The following is an 18,793-nucleotide window of genomic DNA, read 5'->3' on the forward strand; positions in this document are numbered from 1 at the left end:
AGGCGACATTCGGGCAGCAGAATCCGGACGACCACTGGGTGGCGTCCGGCAGCAATATCTTCCAGAGCCATCGCGGACGATCACCCGATCAACCCCGATCCGGCCTGCCATGCGTTGAACAGTTCGTCCTCGCTCTGGAGACGTACCATGTCGCCCGTCCTTCGTCGTGTACTGTGCCTGCTGGCGCTGCTGCTCTGTGCCTTCACCACGGCCGCCCAGACCCACGGCCGTCCGGCCGTCCGCCCGGTTCGTGCGGTCCCGTTGCTGCAGGTCGCGGGCGCCGAGCAGCCCATCGTGCTGAGTCGGGCCTCGATCGAAGGGGAGGTCCAGGCGGGTATCGCCCAGACCCGCGTCACGTTGGAGTTCCATAACCCCAACCGCCGGGTCATGGAGGGCGAGCTGCAGTTCCCGCTGGCTGATAGCCAGCAGATCACCGGCTTCGCCCTGGATATCGATGGCCAGTTGCGCGAGGCGGTGCCCGTGCCGAAGGACCGGGGGCGTCAGGTGTTCGAGGACATCGCGCGTCGCGGCGTCGATCCGGGCCTGCTGGAGCAGACCGCCGGCAATCAGTTCCGCCTGCGTGTCTACCCGTTGCCCGCCGGCGGCAGCCGCCGTGTGCAGCTGGTGCTGCGCGAACCGCTGGCGTTTGCCGCCCACGGCTGGCAATGGACCTTGCCGTTGCAGTTCGCCGCCAGCGCGGCCTCGGTCGAGCTGACGCTGCAGGCGCCGGATGCGGCGACCACGGGCGCAGGGCCGTTCCGCTTCACTGAGGGGCAACTGCATTGGCAGGGCCGAGGCGCCCTGTTGCCGGCGCAGCTGCAGTGGACGCTCCCGGCATCACGTCAGGCACGGGTACAGGTCGCACCGTGGCAGGACGGTCACTATCTGCTGGCACAGCTGCCGGTGCCGGTCGATAACGCGCCGCGTACGCTGCCGACCGATATCGGCCTGCTGTGGGATGGCTCCGGCTCATCAGGCCGGCGTGACCGTTCGCGGGAGTTTGCACTGCTGGACCGTTACTTTGCTGTGCTGGGAAACGGCACGGTCGCGCTGACAGTTCTGCGTGACCGGGCCGAGCCGGTGCGTCGCTTCCGCATCCGCGGCGGTGACTGGTCGGCATTGCGGCAGGCGTTGCAGGCCGTCCGCCCGGATGGCGCCAGCGCGCTGGCGCAGTGGCAGCCGCAGGCAGCCGTGAAGGAGTACCTGCTGGTCAGCGACGGTCTGTTGACCTACGGCCCGCAGGTGTTGCCGACGCTCGCCGCCGACCAGCGCCTGTTCGCGGTCAGCAGTGCGGGCGCACATACCGATGTCGTTCGGCTGCGCGGTTGGAGCGAATCACATGGCGGTCGCTTCATCGCCCTGGGGACGGATGTCGATGCCGCTGCACGCGAACTGCTGTCTTCGCCACTGGACGTGCAGGTCGATGCGGGCCGCGGTGTACAGGACGTGGTGATCGATCGTCGCAGTGAAGCCCAGGGCTGGCTGTGGCTGCAATCGCGGCTGGCGGCGGACGGCGTGCCGATGCGGGTCCGCGTCGGCGGCCAATGGCTGGCGCTGCCCGCGACACAGACGAGCGGCAATGGAGAACTGCTGGCCGGCCTGTGGGCGCAGGCGCGCCTGCAGCAGCTGGCCGCCGACCGTCGCGGCAACCGTGAGGCGATGCAGCGCCTGTCGCAGCAGTTCGGCCTGGTCGGTCCGGATACCTCGTTGATCGTGCTGGAGACGCTGGACGATTACCTGCGCTACGCGATCCGGCCTGCCGGCGCGCTGCGGACCGAGTACGACGCCCGCTTTGCACGCGTGGTCGCTGACCGCAGCGCCGCCGAGCGCCGTCGCCTGGACGACATCGCCGCACAGTGGCAGGAGCGCCGGGAGTGGTGGCGCCGCAGCTGGCCGAAAGACACACCGCCGCAGTTGCAGGGAAAGGCGTTGGACAGGGTTGCCGTCTCTGCTTCGGCCGCCGCGCCGGTAGCGATGCTGGCGGCCGCACCTCCCGCGCCCGCACCGATGCTTGCGGCCGCGGAACGCGACGTCCAGGTGTCGCGTGCACGCGCCCGTCGCTCGGCACCTGCACAGGAAGCCGCACGCGATGCGAGCACAGGGAGCGGCGCTGCCGCAGCGGCAGGGGCGGCAGCGAACAGCGGTGCGCTCGGCATCCAAATGGCCGGATGGCAGCCAGATTCGGACATTGCCCGGCGCCTGCGCCAGGGGCCGTCCTCGCAGCTGTACGACCGCTACCTGGCCGAGCGCGCCGCGCATGCCGACAGCAGTGCGTTCTTTCTCGACGTGGCCGATCTGTTGCTGGAGCAGGGGCAGCGGGACCTGGCCCTGCGCGTGCTGTCCAACCTGGCCGAGATGGACCTGGACAACCGTCATCTGCTGCGCGTGCTCGGCTACCGCCTGATGCAGGCCGACGCACCGATGCTGGCGGTGCCGGTGTTCGAGCAGGTGTTGGCGATGGGCGAGGAGGAGCCGCAGAGCTTCCGTGATCTCGGCCTGGCCCTGGCGGCGGCGGGCCGGCCACAGCAGGCGCTGGCGCCGCTGTACCAGGTGGTGACGCGGCCTTGGGACAGCCGGTTCAACGGCATTGCACTGATCGCGCTGGACGAGCTGACCCAGCTGGTTGCACGCAGCACGCCAGGGCTTGATACCTCGGCCATCGACCCGCGCCTGCTGCAGCCGATGCCGCTGGACCTGCGGGTAGTGCTGTCGTGGGATGCGGACAACAGCGACATGGACCTCTGGGTGACCGACCCGAACGGCGAGCGCGCGTACTACGGCAATCGTCTGACCTACCAGGGAGGACAGATGTCACAGGACTTCACCGGAGGCTATGGACCCGAGCAGTTCTCACTGCGTGATGCCAAGCCGGGCAGGTACAAGGTGGAGGCCAATTATTTCGGCAGTCGCCAGCAGCTGGTGACCGGTGCCACGACCCTGATGCTGCGCCTGACCACCCATTGGGGCACGCCGAAGCAGAAGGACCAGAGGGTGACGATGCGGTTGAAGGATCGTGCCGAAACGGTGCTGGTGGGCGAGTTCGAGGTCAGATAGCGCCGAGCTCAGTTCGGGCAGGCTTGAGTCGGAGCCGGGCATGACCCGGCTCCACGCGATGGTGTCACGGTGCCGTCGCCGCGCCTGCCACCGAAGGCGATGGCGGATGGACGCGCAGGCCGAACAGGGGACGCAGCCAGCGGACGCGACGGATCAGCAGCTCGTGGATCAGCAGGCAGCCGGCGACGGTGCCGGCAACCAGCAGAGCCGGTTCCAGCCAGGGGCCGAGCTGAAGGGGCCGCAGCCAGTAGAGCAGGACGATCAGCACGGTCTGGTGCAGGATGTACCAGCTGAAGACCGCCTCTCGGCAGTAGTCGAGGCCACGCCACGGCTGGTCGAGCAGCACGCGGGCCCAGCCGAACATCGCCAGCAGTGCGCACCAGGTGTACAGAGCCCGGCCGACGCGCTCGGTCTGCGCCCATGGCAGCGACAGCACCCATGGATCGAGCTGGTCAAGGTCGGGCATCCGGCCCAGGGCGCGGATGCCGAGTTCGACCAGCAGCCCGATCAAGGCCAGCGCCAACGTCAGGCGCCGGCCGCGCACGAGCAGGTCCCAGCCGCGTTGCCAGCGTGCGGCCCAGAAACCGGCCAGGAACAGGGGCAGGGACTCGGCATGCACGTAGAGGTCGTTCAGCAGCGCATGGGTGGGCGGCCACGCAGGCATCACCACCAGCAGGGCCCAGGCCAGCCAGAGCACCGGCAGCACCAGGCCGATGATCGCGATCAGGCGGTCATCGGGCCGCCATGACGGCAGCCGCGCCCACAGAGCCTGCATCGGACCGGCCAGCGCGATGGCCAGCAGGGTGTAGGGCACCAGGTACGCCAGATACCACAGGTGATTCCAGGTGAAGCCGTAGGCTGCGCCGTCGAAATGCGCGCCCGGCCACGGCCGGAACTGCCAGTAACGCCACAGGAAGGCGCCGAGTCCTGGCGTCACATCGCCCTTGTCCACCGCTTCGCAGTAAGCCTGCAGCGAGACGACCGCGACGATGCCGAACAACAGCGGCAGCAGCAGGCGTCCGCTGCGTTTCAGTGCGAACCGGTGCCGCCCGTGCCGCGGCAGCGAGAGGCCCAGAGCGATACCCGAGATCACGAACAGCAGTGGCATGCGCCAGCGGTTCAGAGCGATCATCGGCCACTGCAGCCACTCGGCGGTGTAGGCGCTCTTGAGATGGAAGCCCCAGCCATCCACATAGGCCATGGCCGCGTGGTAAAGGATGAGCAGGGCGAAGGCGAGCACGCGGAGCGTGTCGATGTCATGGCGTCGGGTCATGGCCGCAACCGGCAGGAAGGTGACGCCAGACTGCGTCCGCAAAGGTGGCGGCGTAAGCGGCAGGGGGCCACCGGTGCCGCGGTAGTGACCAATGGCGGGCGTGCCGGGATCAACGGGGAGGCTACGCTCGCTCCCTTGATGCACGCTGAGGGACCGCGACGAGATGGATGCAGCAATGGCTCAGGGCAGACTGCCGCGCTGGCGAACGTCAAGTCGTCTGCTGGTGTGGGCCGCGATCCTGTCGGCGACCGCAGTGACGAACGCGCTGGTGGAAGTGATGGATTCCGGGCGCCACGGCACCGCCCTGGCCCTGTGGGAGCCCCTGGTCTGGGAGTTCAGCAGTGCCGGAGCGGTGCTGCTGACCCTGCCGCTGCTGTGGTGGGGGTGCGAGCGCTGGCCGTTGCATGCCGACACCTGGAAGCGCCTGCTGCCGCTGTACCTGCTGGCCAGCGTGGGGTGGTCGCTGCTGCACGTGGTGGGGATGATGGTGATCCGCCACCTCGCGTACGCCTCACTGGGCCATCACTACCAGGACGATGACGGCTGGTTGCAGCGCTTTGCCTACGAGTACCTGAAGGATGTCCGCACGTTCGCGTTGTTCGTGGCGCTGGAGCACCTTGCCGGCTGGTTCGGCCGCCGCCGCCAGGGTGAGGCATCCCTGCTGGCCGCGCCGGATGTCGGTCCGCCGGTCGAGCCGGTCGAGCGCCCGCAGCACTTCCTGGTGCGCAAGCTGGGCAAGGAATTCCTGGTCGCCACCGAGGACGTCGAGTACGCCCAGGCCGCTGGCAACTACGTGAATCTGAGGGTCCGCGGCCATGACTATCCGCTGCGGATCACCATGGCGGTGCTGGAGCTGCGGCTGGATCCGCTGGTGTTCCTGCGGCCGCATCGCAGCTGGCTGATCAACCGCGGGCAGCTGCGCTCCATCGAGCCGCTGGATGGCGGCGAGGCCCTGCTGCACATGGCCGATGGGGCCAAGATTCCCTGCAGCAGGCGCCAGCTGCCGCTGCTGCGGCAGGCGCTGGCGGGAGGATAGGGGCGGGCGGACCTGCGGAGCGCCCGCCCCCTTCGTGCTTACTTCCTGTCCTTCTTGATCATCGCGTCGATGCGCGCGGCGCGGGCTTCCGAGCCGGGGTGCGACGACATCAGGCCGCCTTCGCTGGACAACTTGCGGAACATGCTGGCCAGGGCTGCCGGATCATAGTTGTGGCGCTTCATGAACTGGTAGCCGTACTCGTCCGCCGCGCTCTCTTCCTTCTGCGAGAACTGGGCGTTGACGAAACCCTCGGCCAGGTCGCCGAGCTGGCCCTGGCTGAGCTGGGTCAGGTTGCCGTTGCCCGACGCTGCCAGACCTTCGCGGCCGGCCGATGCGAGCAGTGCGGTGCGCATCTTGGTCTTGCTGTGGCCCAGCTTCACGTGGCCGATTTCGTGGCCGATCACGCCACGGACCTCGTCATCACTGGCCATGTCCATCAGGCCGGTGTAGACGCGGACGCAGCCGTTGGCCATCGCCCAGGCGTTGACATCGGCGGTCCGGTAGACCTTGAAGTTCAGGTTCAGGCCGTCCTCGTTGGCGAGCCCCTGGGTGATCTTGGCCAGGCGCTGGGCATAGGGATCGTTGGCGGGTGCCAGCTGGTTCTCCTTGTCCATGTAGGCGCAGGCCTGGTCGGCGGCCGCCGAGACCTCTGCGTCGGACAGGGTCAGCGCCTTGCCGGCCTTCAGGCCGGTGCTGGTCAGGCCCTTCAGGTCGATGGCCGAGGCATTGGCGGCCAGCAGGCAGGCGGCCAGGCACAGGGTGGAACGCATGATCTTCATTGAAATGGTGCTCCTTGGATTGGGATGGGCCGCGCGTCCCCCTGTTGCCGCGGCGGCCGGGAAGTCTACCGGCTTCAGCCCGGCCCGTGTCCAGCCGCCGGCCGGGCCGCTGGGGGTGCCTCGCCGCCTGCCGGGCGCCTGCGTTATCATTGGCAGTCATTTTTTGAACGCACGACCGCCGACATGATCGAACTGAATCCTGTCCGCCAGCGCATCACCGATCTGACCGATCGCGTGCTGTCGCTTCGGGGGTATCTTTGACTACGACGCCAAGAAAGAGCGTCTTGAAGAAGTAACGCGGGAGCTTGAAAACCCCGACGTCTGGAACAACGCCGAGTACGCCCAGAACCTGGGGCGCGAGCGATCCAGCCTGGAAAAGACCGTGGGCGGCATCGCCTCGGTGCTCGATGGCCTGAAGGATGCGACCGAGCTGCTGGAGCTGGCCGAGTCCGAGCAGGACGAGGACACCGCGCTGGCCGTGGTTGCCGATCTGGACAAGCACCAGTCGCACGTCGAGAAGCTGGAGTTCCAGCGCATGTTCTCCGGCGAGATGGACAATGCCGCTGCGTTCGTCGACATCCAGGCCGGTGCCGGTGGCACCGAAGCCCAGGACTGGGCCGAGATCCTGCTGCGCATGTACCTGCGCTGGTGCGAATCGCGTGGCTGGAAGACCGAGCTGATGGAAGTTTCCGGCGGTGATGTGGCGGGCATCAAGTCGGCCACCCTGCGCGTGGAAGGTGACTATGCCTATGGCTGGCTGAAGACCGAGACCGGCGTGCACCGCCTGGTGCGCAAGTCGCCGTTCGACTCGGACAACCGTCGCCACACCAGCTTCACCTCGGTGTTCGTTTCGCCGGAGATCGACGACAACATCGACATCACCATCAACCCGGCCGATCTGCGCACCGACGTCTACCGTTCGTCCGGCGCCGGTGGTCAGCACGTCAACAAGACCGAGTCGGCGGTGCGTATCACCCACATTCCGACCAACATCGTGGTGGCGTGCCAGACGGGCCGCAGCCAGCACCAGAACCGCGACAACGCGATGAAGATGCTGGCCGCAAAGCTCTACGAGCTCGAGATCCAGAAGCGCAACGCGGAGAAGGATGCCGTGGAAGCGACCAAGTCCGACATCGGCTGGGGCAGCCAGATCCGCAATTACGTGCTCGATCAGAGCCGCATCAAGGACCTGCGCACGGGCATCGAGCGTTCCGATACGCAGAAGGTGCTCGATGGTGACCTCGATGAGTTCGTCGAGGCCAGCCTGAAGGCTGGCCTGGCGGTGGGGTCCAAGCGCGTCGATGCCTGATGCGCACGCCTGCGCCGATATCATCGCCTTCCGCAACGGAGGGCGATGATGCGCAGCGAGAGTGAACGCAGGGAGCTCGGCGGTTTCCTCAAGGCCTGCCGCGCCCGTGTCGACCCGGCCACGCTGGGCCTGCCGGCCGGGCGCAGGCGTACCCCCGGCCTGAAGCGCGAGGAAGTGGCGCTGGCGGTGGGGGTCAGTGTCAGCTGGTACACCTGGATCGAGCAGGGACGTGAAGTGCGTGCGTCGCCGGAAGTGCTCGAGCGCCTGGCCCGGGTGTTGCGGATGAGCGATGACGAGCGCGCATATGCGTTCGCGCTGTCCGGCTATGGCGTTCCGCTGGAGTCGCCAGATGAAAGCGTGACTGATGGCCTGCGCCAGCTGGTGGACGCGATGCAGCCGATCCCGGCCTACGTACGCAACACCCGTTTCGACATCCTGGCCTGGAATCCGGCCATTGCCGAACTGTTCGTCGACTACAGCCAGCTGGCGCCGCATGAGCGCAACACGCTGCGGCTGATGTTCCTGTATCCGCCTTATCGCACGTTGATCCTCAACTGGGAGGAGATGGCCCGGGGCCTGCTGGCCGGCTTCCGCGCGGCGATGGCGCAGGCGCAGGACAAGGCGCCTTTCCTGGCGCTGGCCGAGGACATCGCTGCCCACAGCGATACGTTCCGGCAGTGGTGGCCGGAGCATGATGTGCGCCGCTTCGACGAGGGGGCGAAGAAGCTGAACCACCCCACGCGCGGGTTGCTGGACCTGCAGTACGTGGCGCTGGTGCCGGAGAGCCGGCACGACCTGTCGTTGGTCACCTACCTGCCGCGAAAGTAGGTGGGTCGGCAGGGCTGCGCCCTGCACCCGCAGAGGCTTCAAGCCACGGCAACAGCAACAGCAACAGCGTGCATTCCGTGGGATGGCGGGGCGGTGCGGGTTGTCAGGACACGCCGTAAACCCATCCCTGGGGGCTCGATGGCGCCATCCATGGCGCCAACGGTCCTGACAACCCACACCGCCCCACCTCTGACAGATCTCGCGCTGTTGTTGGTGGGTGGGTGTCGACCTTGGTCGACACATCTGTCAGATATCGGATGAAATTCCGGGGTCATTTCTTTTTTCCTGGGGAAAACGTATCTGACACCGAGAGTACTTCCAACAGATCGCGGGAAACTGTGTCCGCGGCATGGATGCGGCTGCCAAGCCCCCATGGCGGGGTTCACGGCGTCTCCCGCCATCGGCCCCACCCCCGCCATCCCGCAGGAATCCAGCTTCTGCTGTTGCTTGGCTGTGGCGTAGGGGGCAGGGCACAGCCCTGCCAGCAACCCCATTCAGGCAGGTAAGTGCAGGTCACAGGATAAGCAGACGCCTTGTTGCGCGGCAGCTTCGGGTCCACATTCCTGACAGGAGACGGGCAATCGGCCCGTTGCCGAGACAACAGGAGCCCTGCATGTCCGCTGCCCCCGCCATTGCGATTTCCCTCGATCCGGCCACCGGCCAGGAAATCGCCCGCCATCCCTTCGTTACCGACGCCGAGCTGGAGGTGATCCTCGATCGAGGCCAGGCCGGCTTTGCCGCCTGGAGCGCGCAGTCGCTGGAGCAGCGCGCCGATGTACTGCGTGCGATGGCCGCGGTCCTGCGCCGCGACCGCGAATCGCTTGCGGCGCTGGCCACCGCCGAGATGGGCAAGGTCCATGCCGAATCGTTGGCCGAAATCGAGAAGTGCGCGGTGCTCTGCGAGTGGTATGCGGATAACGGCGCACAGTACCTGCGCGACGAGCCGACGCTGGTTCCCGATGACAAGGCCTACGTGTCCTACCTGCCACTGGGCGTGGTGCTGGGCATCATGCCGTGGAATTTCCCGTACTGGCAGGTGATGCGCGCAGCGGTGCCGATCCTGATGGGAGGCAATGGTTTCCTGCTCAAGCCGGCCGAGAACATCGTCGGTACCGCCCATCTGCTCGACGCCGCCTGGCGCGACGCGGGCCTGCCGGATGGCACCTTCATCGCCGCCAACATCAGCCGTGAGGGCACCAGCCGTGCCATCGCCGATGACCGCATCGCAGCCGTCACCCTGACCGGCAGCGTCGGCGCAGGCCGCAGCATTGCCGCGCAGGCCGGGCAGGCATTGAAGAAGGTCGTGCTGGAACTGGGGGGCTCGGACCCCTTCATCGTGCTGGACGATGCCGACCTCGACGCGGCGGTGGATGCGGCACTCGCCTCGCGCTTCCAGAACACCGGACAGGTCTGCATCGCCGGCAAGCGCATCATCGTCGAGGACGGCGTGTACGACCGTTTCGTGGCGCAGTTCTGCGCGAAGGTGCAGGCGCTGACCGTCGGTGATGGCCGTGAACCGGGCAACCGCATCGGTCCCATGGCCCGGCAGGACCTGCTCGAGCAGCTCGATGCGCAGGTGCGTGCATCGGTAGAGGCCGGTGCGCAGCTGCTGGTCGGCGGTCATCAGCTGGATCGTCCGGGCAGCTTCTATGCCCCCACGGTGTTGGCCGGTGTCGAGCCGGGCATGCAGGCGTTCGATACCGAGACCTTCGGCCCAGTGGCTTCGATCAGCCGCGCACGCGATGCCGATCATGCGGTGGAGCTGGCCAACCAGAGCGAATTCGGCCTCAGCGGCAACCTGTGGAGCGGCGATCGCGAGCGCGCGATGCGGCTGGCACGCAGGCTGCAGACCGGGGGCGTGTTCGTCAACGGCTTCTCTGCGTCCGACCCGCGCGTGCCGATCGGTGGCGTGAAGAAGAGTGGCTTCGGCCGCGAGCTGTCGCATTTCGGCATCCGCGAGTTCGTGAACGCGCAGACCGTGTGGTTCGACCGTCGTTGACGCACGGCTTGCATCCTTCCTGTAACGATCCACCACCAGTCCAGTGAAGAGGGACGGCATTCCCATGTCCAAGGGTTCAGATCTGCTTGTCGCGGCGCTCGAGAACGAGGGCGTCGAACGTATTTTCGGTATTCCCGGCGAAGAGAACCTCGATGTCGTCGAGTCGCTGCGCCATTCCAGCATCGAGCTGGTCATCACCCGCCATGAGCAGGCGGCGGTGTTCATGGCGGCCACCTACGGACGCCTGACCGGCAAGCCGGGCGTGTGCCTGGCCACGCTCGGCCCGGGTGCCCTCAACTTCACCACCGGTGCGGCCTACGCGCTGCTGGGCGCATGGCCGGTGATCATGATCACCGGGCAGAAGGGCATCGTCGCCAGCAAGCAGGCGCGCTTCCAGATCGTCGACATCGTCAGCACGATGAAGCCGCTGACCAAGCAGGCGCGGCAGATCGTATCGGCGCGTACCATCCCGACCATCGTCCGCGAGGCATTCCGTGTCGCGCAGGAAGAACGTCCGGGCCCGGTCCTGCTGGAACTGCCGGAGGACATCGCGGCCACTGAAGTCGAGGATGTGGCCTTGATCCCGACGCATGCGGTGGATCGACCGATCGCCAGTCCCGAGGCGCTCGATCGCGCCGCGCAGACCATCCGCAATGCGAAGCGTCCGCTGCTGATGATCGCCTCCGCGGCGTCACGGCCGCAGTCCAGCGACGCGCTGTCAGCCTTCGTGCTGCGTGCCGGCATTCCCTTCTTCACCACGCAGATGGGCAAGGGTGCGGTAGCGGGCGGATCGGGCCTGTACATGGGGACCGCCGCGCTGACCGAGCGCGACTATGTGCACATGGCCATCGACCAAGCCGACGTGATCGTCACCATCGGCCATGAAGTGACCGAGAAGCCGCCTTTCGTGATGCGACCCGGCGGACCGACCGTCATCCACATCGGCTATTCGCAGGCGGCGGTCGAGCAGGTCTACTTCCCGCAGGTGGAGGTGATCGGCGATATCGGCCGCTCGCTGACCCAGCTGGCCGACCGCATTGAAGGCCAGGTGGCCCATGCCGATGCACTGCTGCCGCTGCGGGCCACCATCCTCGACCATCTCGCCGACCGTGCCGAAGAGGCCGGGTTCACCCCGCAGCGGCTGGTCCACGACGTGCGCCGGGTGATGCCGCCCGACGGCATCGTGGCGCTGGACAATGGCATGTACAAGATATGGTTCGCGCGCAATTACCGCACCCAGGTAGCCAATACGCTGCTGCTGGACAATGCGCTTGCCACGATGGGTGCGGGCCTGCCTTCGGCGATCATGGCCTCGATCCTGTACCCGCAGCGCCGGGTGCTGGCGGTGTGTGGCGACGGCGGCTTCATGATGAACAGCCAGGAGCTGGAAACCGCGCGGCGGCTGGGGCTGAACCTGGTGGTGCTGATCCTCAACGATGGTGCCTACGGCATGATCCGCTGGAAGCAGGCGGTGGATGGCTTCACCGACTATGGGATGACCTTCGGCAATCCTGACTTCGTCAGGTACGCTGAGGCCTATGGTTGCAAGGGCCACGAAGTGACGGCCATCGAGCAGTTCATCCCGACGCTGGAGGCGGCGTTCAACGAAGGCGGGGTGCACCTGGTGTCGGTGCCGATCGACTATTCGGAGAACGAGCGGGTGCTGGTGGATGAATTGCGGCAGGCGTTCCCCGGGAATGCCTGAGGTAGCGCCGGGCCACGCCCGGGGATTCCTGCCGACTGACCGCCGGGCATGGCCCGGCGCTACCGGGCCGTGGGCGCCGGCCAGGGCCGGGGCAGGGTGGTTTTGCTATGCTGTGCAGCCGGCCGTGCCGGGCGCAAGACTCCCCCAACTACACGATTCCCGCAGATCCATGAGCGAAGCTACCGAAACCCCTTCCGTCGACGAAAACAAGTTGATCGCCGAGCGCCGCGAGAAACTCAAAGCGCTGCGCGGGCAGGGGATCGCGTACCCGAACGACTTCCGTCGCGAGGACTTCGCCGGCCAGCTGCAGGACGAGTACAGCGACGCCGAAACCTGGACCGCCGAGGCCCTGGAAGCCAATGGCCGCCAGGTGCGCATGGCCGGGCGCCTGATGGCCAAGCGCATCATGGGCAAGGCCAGCTTCGCCCAGATCCAGGACGAGTCCGGCCGCATCCAGCTGTTCCTGCAGGGCGCGGCCCTGGGCGATGACTACGCTGCTTTCAAGGGCTGGGACGTGGGTGACATCATCGCCGTCGAGGGCGGCCTGACCCGTACCCGCACCGGTGAACTGTCGGTCAAGGCCGCAACGATCCGACTGCTGACCAAGTCGCTGCGTCCGCTTCCGGACAAGTGGCATGGCCTGGCCGACGTCGAGCAGCGCTACCGCCAGCGTTACGTCGATCTGATCGTGACCCCGGAGTCGCGCGCGGTGTTCATCAAGCGCTCGAAGATCATCCGTGCCATGCGCGCGTGGCTGGACAACCGCGACTTCCTCGAAGTCGAGACGCCGATGATGCATTACATCCCCGGCGGTGCGGCGGCCAAGCCGTTCACCACCCATCACAACGCGCTGGACCTGGACCTGTACCTGCGCGTGGCGCCGGAGCTGTACCTGAAGCGCCTGACCGTCGGTGGCCTGGAGCGGGTGTACGAAATCAACCGCAATTTCCGCAATGAAGGCGTCAGCACCCGGCACAACCCGGAGTTCACCATGATGGAGCTGTACGAGGCCTACGCCACGTACAACGAGATCATGGACCTGACCGAAGGCGTGATCCGGGACGTGGCCAGGACGGTGAACGGCACTACCGAAGTGGAGTGGGACGGCGCGAAGATCGATCTCGGCCCGGCGTTCCGCCGCTGGCGGATGGACGAGGCCGTGCGGCACCACAATCCGGAGATCTCCGCTGCCGACTGCACCGACCGCGAAGCGCTGGTGCGGCACTGCGAGCGCCTGAAGATCAAGGTCAAGCCGTCCTACGGCTGGGGCAAGCTGCTGCTGGAGATCTTCGAAGCCACCGTCGAGCACACCCTGATCCAGCCCACCTTCATCACCGACCATCCGGTGGAGGTCTCGCCGCTGGCGCGTGCCAACGACAACGACCCCGGCTACACCGATCGCTTCGAGCTGTTCGTGAACGGCAAGGAGCTGGCCAACGGCTTCTCCGAGCTGAACGATCCGGAGGATCAGGCCCAGCGTTTCCAGGCCCAGGTGGCCGCCAAGGAGGGGGGCGATGACGAGGCCATGCACTACGACGCCGACTACATCCGCGCGCTGGAGTACGGCATGGCGCCGACCGGCGGCCTCGGCATCGGCGTCGACCGCCTGGTGATGCTGCTGACCGGCAGCAGCTCCATCCGCGACGTGCTGCTGTTCCCGTACATGCGTCCGGAGCACTGAGCCGGGGTTTTGTGACTCCCGTTTGTGCGCGCCGTCCCGAAACGGGACGGCGCAATTGACGTCTCTGGCACTCGGCGTATCGTAATTGCACTACCTTGACGCCGGCTATGGCTTGATCGGTGACGGGGAAGAGCGCAATGTGGAGAGCCCGCTTCACAATGTGACCACGATCATGAACCGGGACGCATGACACGGGAGTCAGTCCGATGCAGGGTGCCAGCGTGCGCAGCGGCAGCGTTTCCACGCCTGCTGATGACCAAGCGTGGTCGAGAAACCAGGCGGAGTACACGTTGAACATCGTCATCGTCGATGACCAGACCTCCGCGCGGACGATGCTGCGGCACGTCATCGAGGACATCGCGCCGGAACTGAGCGTGCATGACTTCGGCGATCCCCTGACCGCGCTGGCCTGGTGCGAATCGCACCCGGTCGACCTGCTGCTGCTCGACTACCGCATGCCGGAAATGGACGGGCTGGAATTCGCCCGCCGCTTCCGGCGCCTGCCCAAACATCGCGACATCCCCGTGATCCTGATCACCGTGGTGGGCGACGAGCCGATCCGGCAGGCCGCGCTGGAGGCAGGCGTGATCGACTTCCTGGTCAAGCCGATCCGCCCGCGCGAACTGCGGGCGCGCTGCTACAACCTGCTGCAGCTGCGCCAGCAGACCGAGAACGTGAAACAGCGCGCGCTGTCACTGGAACAGCGCCTGCTCGCCAGCATGCACGAGGTCGAGGAGCGGGAGCGCGAGACCTTGTCGCGATTGGCTCGTGCGATCGAGTTTCGTGACGCCGGCACCAGTGCCTACCTGGAGCGGATGGCCCGCGTGGCCGGGCTTATCGCCGAGCAGCTGGGCCTGCCGGAAGACGAGGTGCGGCTGATCGAGATGGCGGCGCCCCTGCACGACATGGGCAAGATCGCCATACCGGATGCGGTGCTGCTCAAGCAGGGCAAGCTCAATGAAGAGGAGCTGGCGATCATGCGCCGTCACCCGCGCATCGGCCATGAACTGCTCAGCGGCAGCCAGAACCGCTTCATCCAGGTCGGTGCGCTGATCGCGCTGCGCCACCATGAACGCTACGACGGCAGTGGTTACCCCGATGGGCTGGTAGGCGAAGCGATTCCACTGGAAGCGCGCATCGTTGCCGTCGCCGATGTCTTCGACGCCCTGATTTCCCCGCGTCCATACAAGGAAGCCTGGACGATGGAAGCAACGCTGGCCTATCTGTATGCCCAGCGTGGCCGCCTGTTCGACCCCCGCTGCGTGGATGCGCTGCTGCGGGGCCGCCAGCAACTGCTGGACATCTGCGCGCAGCACTCGACGGCCTCCACGCGACCGGGTGGATGAGATGCAGGACCTGTTCGCACGGCTGAAGCGCCGGCTGTCGCAGCGGCCCGACTCCGAGCACGGGCAGGTGATAGTGCGGATCGCGCTGATCTCGCTGATCCTGGTTTACGTACTGCTGTCCGGGGCCCGGATGCATCGCCTGGAGCAGTACCAGGGCGTGCTCGTGACCGTGCTGACCGGGCTGTCGATATCCCTGCTGCTGTTCGCCTGGTTGCTGTGGAAGCCGGGGCGCTCCGATGCGCGCAGGGTGGTCGGCATGGTCGCCGACTATGGGTTGATGACGGTCGGCATGGTGCAGATGGGCGAGCCTCTGGCCTGGGTCTATGCGGTGGTGATGTGGGTCACGGTGGGCAATGGCCTGCGCTTCGGCAACCGCTACCTGGGCGTGGCGATCGCCATGGCCCTGGTCAGCTTCGGTACCACCGTGTTGTTGACACCGTATTGGCGTGACAACCCCAGCCTGGCCGTGCCCCTGTGGCTGGGCCTGGTGGCGGTTCCGCTGTGCTGCTCCTCCCTGTTGCGACGACGGATGCGACATCCCCCCATGGACACTCCTGCCGTTGAATCCTCCCCGGCCCGGTCGCTGCTGGCCCGGGTGAAGCAACGGCTGTCCGGACGCGAGGACAGCGAGCACGCGCAGAACCTGATCCGCATCGTGATCACCGCGCTGTTCATCAGCTATCTCGGCTGGCGCTACCTGAGCGCGGGTGGCGAGACGCTGACCACGACGTGGCTGATCCTCGCCTTCGAGCTGGCCATCTCGGCGGGCCTGCTGGTGGCGATCCTGGTCGATCCCGGGGTGTCACACGTCCGCCGCGTGATCGGCATGCTGACCGACTACACCTGCATGGCCTGGATCATGACCATCCAGGGTGAGCCGGCAGCTCCGCTGTACGCGGTGATGCTGTGGGTCACGATCGGCAACGGCATGCGCTACGGCAGCACCTACCTGCGGGTGGCAACCGCAATGGGGTGCCTGGCTTTCCTGTGTACCGTGATGCTGTCGCCCTACTGGCGCAGCCACGACTACCTCGGCTGGGGCCTGCTTCTGGGCCTGGGCGCGATTCCGCTGTACTTCGATTCGCTGCTGCATGCCTTGACCCGTGCGGTGGCCGAAGCGCGCCAGGCCAACGAGGCCAAGAGCCGTTTCCTGGCGAACATGAGCCACGAATTCCGTACGCCGCTCAACGGCCTGGCCGGCATGACCGAAGTGCTGGCCACCACGCGACTAGATGAGGAGCAGCGCGAGTGCCTCAGTACCATCCAGGCGTCCACCCGCAGCCTGCTGGCGCTGGTGGAGGAGGTGCTGGACATCTCGGCGATCGAGGCCGGCAAGGTCCGGGTGGAATGGCATGAGTTCGCGCTGGCCGACGTGCTGCAGGCGATCAACCTGATCCTCACCCCGCAGACGCGTTCCAAGTCATTGGAGTATCGCGTCGACGTGGACGACAACGTTCCGCCACGGTTGTTCGGCGACGCCGGCCATCTGCAGCAGATTCTGCTGAATCTGATGGGCAACGCGGTGAAGTTCACCGACAGTGGCTTCGTCCATCTGCGTGTCAGCAGCCATGACGAGCGTGGCAGCGAGCGTGCCCGGCTGCGTTTCGAGATCCTCGACAGCGGCATCGGCGTACCCGTGGCCCTGCGCAGCCGCCTGTTCAACGCCTTCGAGCAGGCCGACGTCGGCCTGGCCCGCCGCCATGAAGGCACTGGACTGGGTACGGCGATCGCCAAGGGGCTGGTCGAATCGATGGGCGGGCAGGTCGGTTACCTGCCGAACACGCCGCGCGGCAGCGTGTTCTGGGTGGAAATCGCGCTGGACGTGGCGCCGACGCCGGACGTGCAGGGCGAGCTGCCGGAGGGCGGAAACGTCATTGCGTTCTCCAATCCATTCCTGCGCCATCGGGCCCGTGTACGCAGCCTGCGGGTGCTGGTTGCCGATGACCATGCCGCCAACCGCATGGTGCTGCAGCGGTTGCTCGAGAAGGCCGGCCACAAGGTCACATGCGTCAATGGTGGGGTCGAGGTGCTCGACGCTCTCGAGCAGGCCAATTACGACGCAGCCATCGTTGATCTGCACATGCCCGGAATGAGCGGCCTGGACCTGCTCAAGCAGCTGCGGGTGATGCAGGCCAGTGGCCTGCCGTATGTGCCGGTGATGGTGCTCAGCGCCGATGTCACCCCGGAATCCATCCTGCGCTGTGAGCAGGCAGGTGCACGTGCATTCCTGGCCAAGCCGGTCGTCGCGACGCGTCTGCTGGAGGTGTTGGCCGATGTGGCCGCCAACACGCGTACCGAGCCGGGCATCCAGTCGGTACCGGCCATGGAGGTCGGTGACGGCGTACTCGACACCGCCGTGCTGGACGAGCTGGCGTCACTGGGCATGGGCGATGGCTTCGAACGCAAGTTCATCGACCAGTGCCTGGTCGATGTGGACGCGAGCATGGCGCAGATGCAGGCCTGTGGCGAGCGGCTGGACTGGGAGGACTTCCGCGAACACGCCCACGCCCTGCGTGGCGTGGCGAGCAACCTGGGCCTGGTCCAGGTTGCTGCCGCCAGTGGCGAGATGATGCGCATGGCCGACTGGCAATTGAAGGCCGAGTGGACAATGCGCCTGTCCAGCCTGGCAGGTGCACTGCGCATCGGCAGGAAAGCTCTGGCGTCCCGCGTCGCAGGCATCCAGCAACGCGACGACGGGGAACGCACGCCCTCCTGACCGCCAGGTCTGTCAGCCCGCCTCGCCATTGCGGCGGGCCTGGGCGCGGACCAGCCGGTCCATGGTCCGCAGCGACTTCTCGCCCAGCTGCATGGCGGTGTCGACCCAGATCTCGGTGATGCGCATCATTTCGTGCAGCGGCACCATGGTGGCGATCTCGTTCACTTCGCGCATCGCCGCCCAGGCGTGCGGAATGCGCCGGCTGTCCCGGATCACCTGTTCGACCGCCGCAACGCCTTCGCCCACCGGCACGACGACATCCACCAGGCCCATGTCCTTCAACTGCCGGGCGGTGAAGAGGTTGCCCTCCAGCATGATCTTCTCGGCCAGCCGCGGGCTGACCCGCTGGCACAGGAAGGAGTAGGCGCCCATGCCCGGGAACAGGTCGAACAGCACCTCCGGCAGTCCCATCAGCACGCCTTCTTCGGCGACGATGGTATGGCAGCTCAGCGCGGCCTCGAAGCCGCCGCCCAGTGCATTGCCCTGGACCAGCGCGATGCTGTGGGCGCGTGCGCCCAGCCCGGCGTGGAACGCATGCACGCCGCGCACGCAGCGCTGCGCATAGTCGAGCAGGCGGGCACGGTCGCCCTCGCGGATCAGCCGGCAGAACAGTTCCAGGTCGCCGCCCAGGTTGAATACGTCACTATCGGAGGCCAGGACCACGTGAGGCGAGAGAACGTGGGCGGCACTGAGACGGTCTCCCAGTTCACGCTGATAGTCGACGATGTCGTCTACCAGGCGTGAGGCAAAGCACGGGCGGCCCGGCTGGTTGACCAGGTTGGCATGCATGTGGATCCAGTAGACATCCCGTTCGGTTTCCTCGGTGATGCGCAGGGTCGGGTGCTGCGACGGACGGGTGATGATGGGGCGTACTGCAGACATGGGTGTTCTCCGAGTGACCGTCCGGCCAACCGCAGAGCGGACGGAGAGATGGAATGTGAGGGAGTGGGCGGAACGTGCGGTGGCGAGTGATTCTATGCACCGCTCGTGAACCGCCTGCAAGCGGCCGCCGCCCGCGCTGGCCGCCAACGAAAAGGGCCCCGCCGTCGCCGGCGGGGCCCTGATCT

General features: G+C 66.7%; 12 protein-coding genes. 9 read left to right on the top strand and 3 right to left on the bottom strand.

Features of this window, described 5'->3' with window-relative positions; all coding sequences use genetic code 11:
- The first annotated feature begins 147 nt into the window (after positions 1-147).
- Positions 148-3,054: a VIT domain-containing protein gene (locus ABE543_RS01945; RefSeq protein WP_346475220.1), complete on the top strand. Its 2,907-nt coding sequence runs from the start codon at positions 148-150 to the stop codon at positions 3,052-3,054.
- Between the two features lie 64 nt (positions 3,055-3,118).
- Here ABE543_RS01945 and ABE543_RS01950 read toward each other — a convergent pair whose 3' ends face one another.
- A complete protein-coding gene (locus ABE543_RS01950) occupies positions 3,119-4,327 on the bottom strand; it encodes an acyltransferase family protein (RefSeq protein WP_346475221.1) in 1,209 nt (402 codons plus the stop codon).
- Between the two features lie 175 nt (positions 4,328-4,502).
- On the opposite strand from ABE543_RS01950, the gene ABE543_RS01955 reads away from it, so the two are divergent.
- Positions 4,503-5,363 carry a LytTR family DNA-binding domain-containing protein gene (locus ABE543_RS01955; RefSeq protein WP_193396347.1) on the top strand — a complete coding sequence of 287 codons (861 nt, stop codon included), beginning with the start codon at positions 4,503-4,505 and terminating at the stop codon, positions 5,361-5,363.
- A gap of 38 nt (positions 5,364-5,401) precedes the next feature.
- Here the strand turns inward: ABE543_RS01955 and ABE543_RS01960 are convergent, their stop codons facing one another.
- Positions 5,402-6,142, bottom strand: a complete 741-nt coding sequence (locus tag ABE543_RS01960; RefSeq protein WP_053519322.1) for a M48 family metallopeptidase — start codon at positions 6,140-6,142, stop codon at positions 5,402-5,404.
- A 183-nt stretch (positions 6,143-6,325) separates the two neighbouring features.
- On the opposite strand from ABE543_RS01960, the gene prfB reads away from it, so the two are divergent.
- The 7 genes from prfB (at position 6,326) to ABE543_RS01995 (ending at position 17,726) form a co-directional block, all read left to right on the top strand.
- Positions 6,326-7,451, top strand: a protein-coding gene (gene prfB, locus ABE543_RS01965) for a peptide chain release factor 2 (protein WP_111186457.1) whose coding sequence is annotated in 2 segments (ribosomal slippage) — positions 6,326-6,400 and positions 6,402-7,451 — 1,125 coding nt in all. Because the reading frame shifts where the segments join, the coding sequence is not laid out codon by codon here.
- 45 nt (positions 7,452-7,496) lie between these two features.
- Entirely contained in the window at positions 7,497-8,279 is a 783-nt protein-coding gene (locus ABE543_RS01970) for a helix-turn-helix transcriptional regulator (protein ID WP_053519318.1), read from the top strand.
- Positions 8,280-8,892: 613 nt separating this feature from the next.
- Positions 8,893-10,278 (top strand): NAD-dependent succinate-semialdehyde dehydrogenase, encoded by a 1,386-nt coding sequence (locus ABE543_RS01975; RefSeq protein WP_346475222.1) that lies wholly within the window; start codon positions 8,893-8,895, stop codon positions 10,276-10,278.
- Positions 10,279-10,342: 64 nt separating this feature from the next.
- Entirely contained in the window at positions 10,343-11,983 is a 1,641-nt protein-coding gene (locus ABE543_RS01980; RefSeq protein WP_197572396.1) for an acetolactate synthase large subunit, read from the top strand.
- A gap of 169 nt (positions 11,984-12,152) precedes the next feature.
- The gene (gene lysS / locus ABE543_RS01985) at positions 12,153-13,664 is read left to right on the top strand and encodes a lysine--tRNA ligase (protein ID WP_346475223.1); all 1,512 of its coding nucleotides are present in this window, start codon (positions 12,153-12,155) and stop codon (positions 13,662-13,664) included.
- Positions 13,665-13,870: 206 nt separating this feature from the next.
- On the top strand, positions 13,871-15,010 hold the full coding sequence (locus tag ABE543_RS01990; protein ID WP_053520222.1) for a two-component system response regulator: 1,140 nt from the start codon (positions 13,871-13,873) through the stop codon (positions 15,008-15,010).
- Position 15,011: 1 nt separating this feature from the next.
- Complete coding sequence (locus ABE543_RS01995) at positions 15,012-17,726, top strand: response regulator (protein ID WP_322522772.1); 2,715 nt, start codon at positions 15,012-15,014, stop codon at positions 17,724-17,726.
- A 12-nt stretch (positions 17,727-17,738) separates the two neighbouring features.
- Here the strand turns inward: ABE543_RS01995 and ABE543_RS02000 are convergent, their stop codons facing one another.
- Positions 17,739-18,608 carry a crotonase/enoyl-CoA hydratase family protein gene (locus ABE543_RS02000; protein ID WP_053520223.1) on the bottom strand — a complete coding sequence of 290 codons (870 nt, stop codon included), beginning with the start codon at positions 18,606-18,608 and terminating at the stop codon, positions 17,739-17,741.
- Positions 18,609-18,793 lie beyond the last annotated feature (185 nt).

This window comes from Stenotrophomonas sp. TWI169 (assembly GCF_039674705.1).
Taxonomy (GTDB): Bacteria; Pseudomonadota; Gammaproteobacteria; order Xanthomonadales; family Xanthomonadaceae; genus Stenotrophomonas; species Stenotrophomonas maltophilia_P.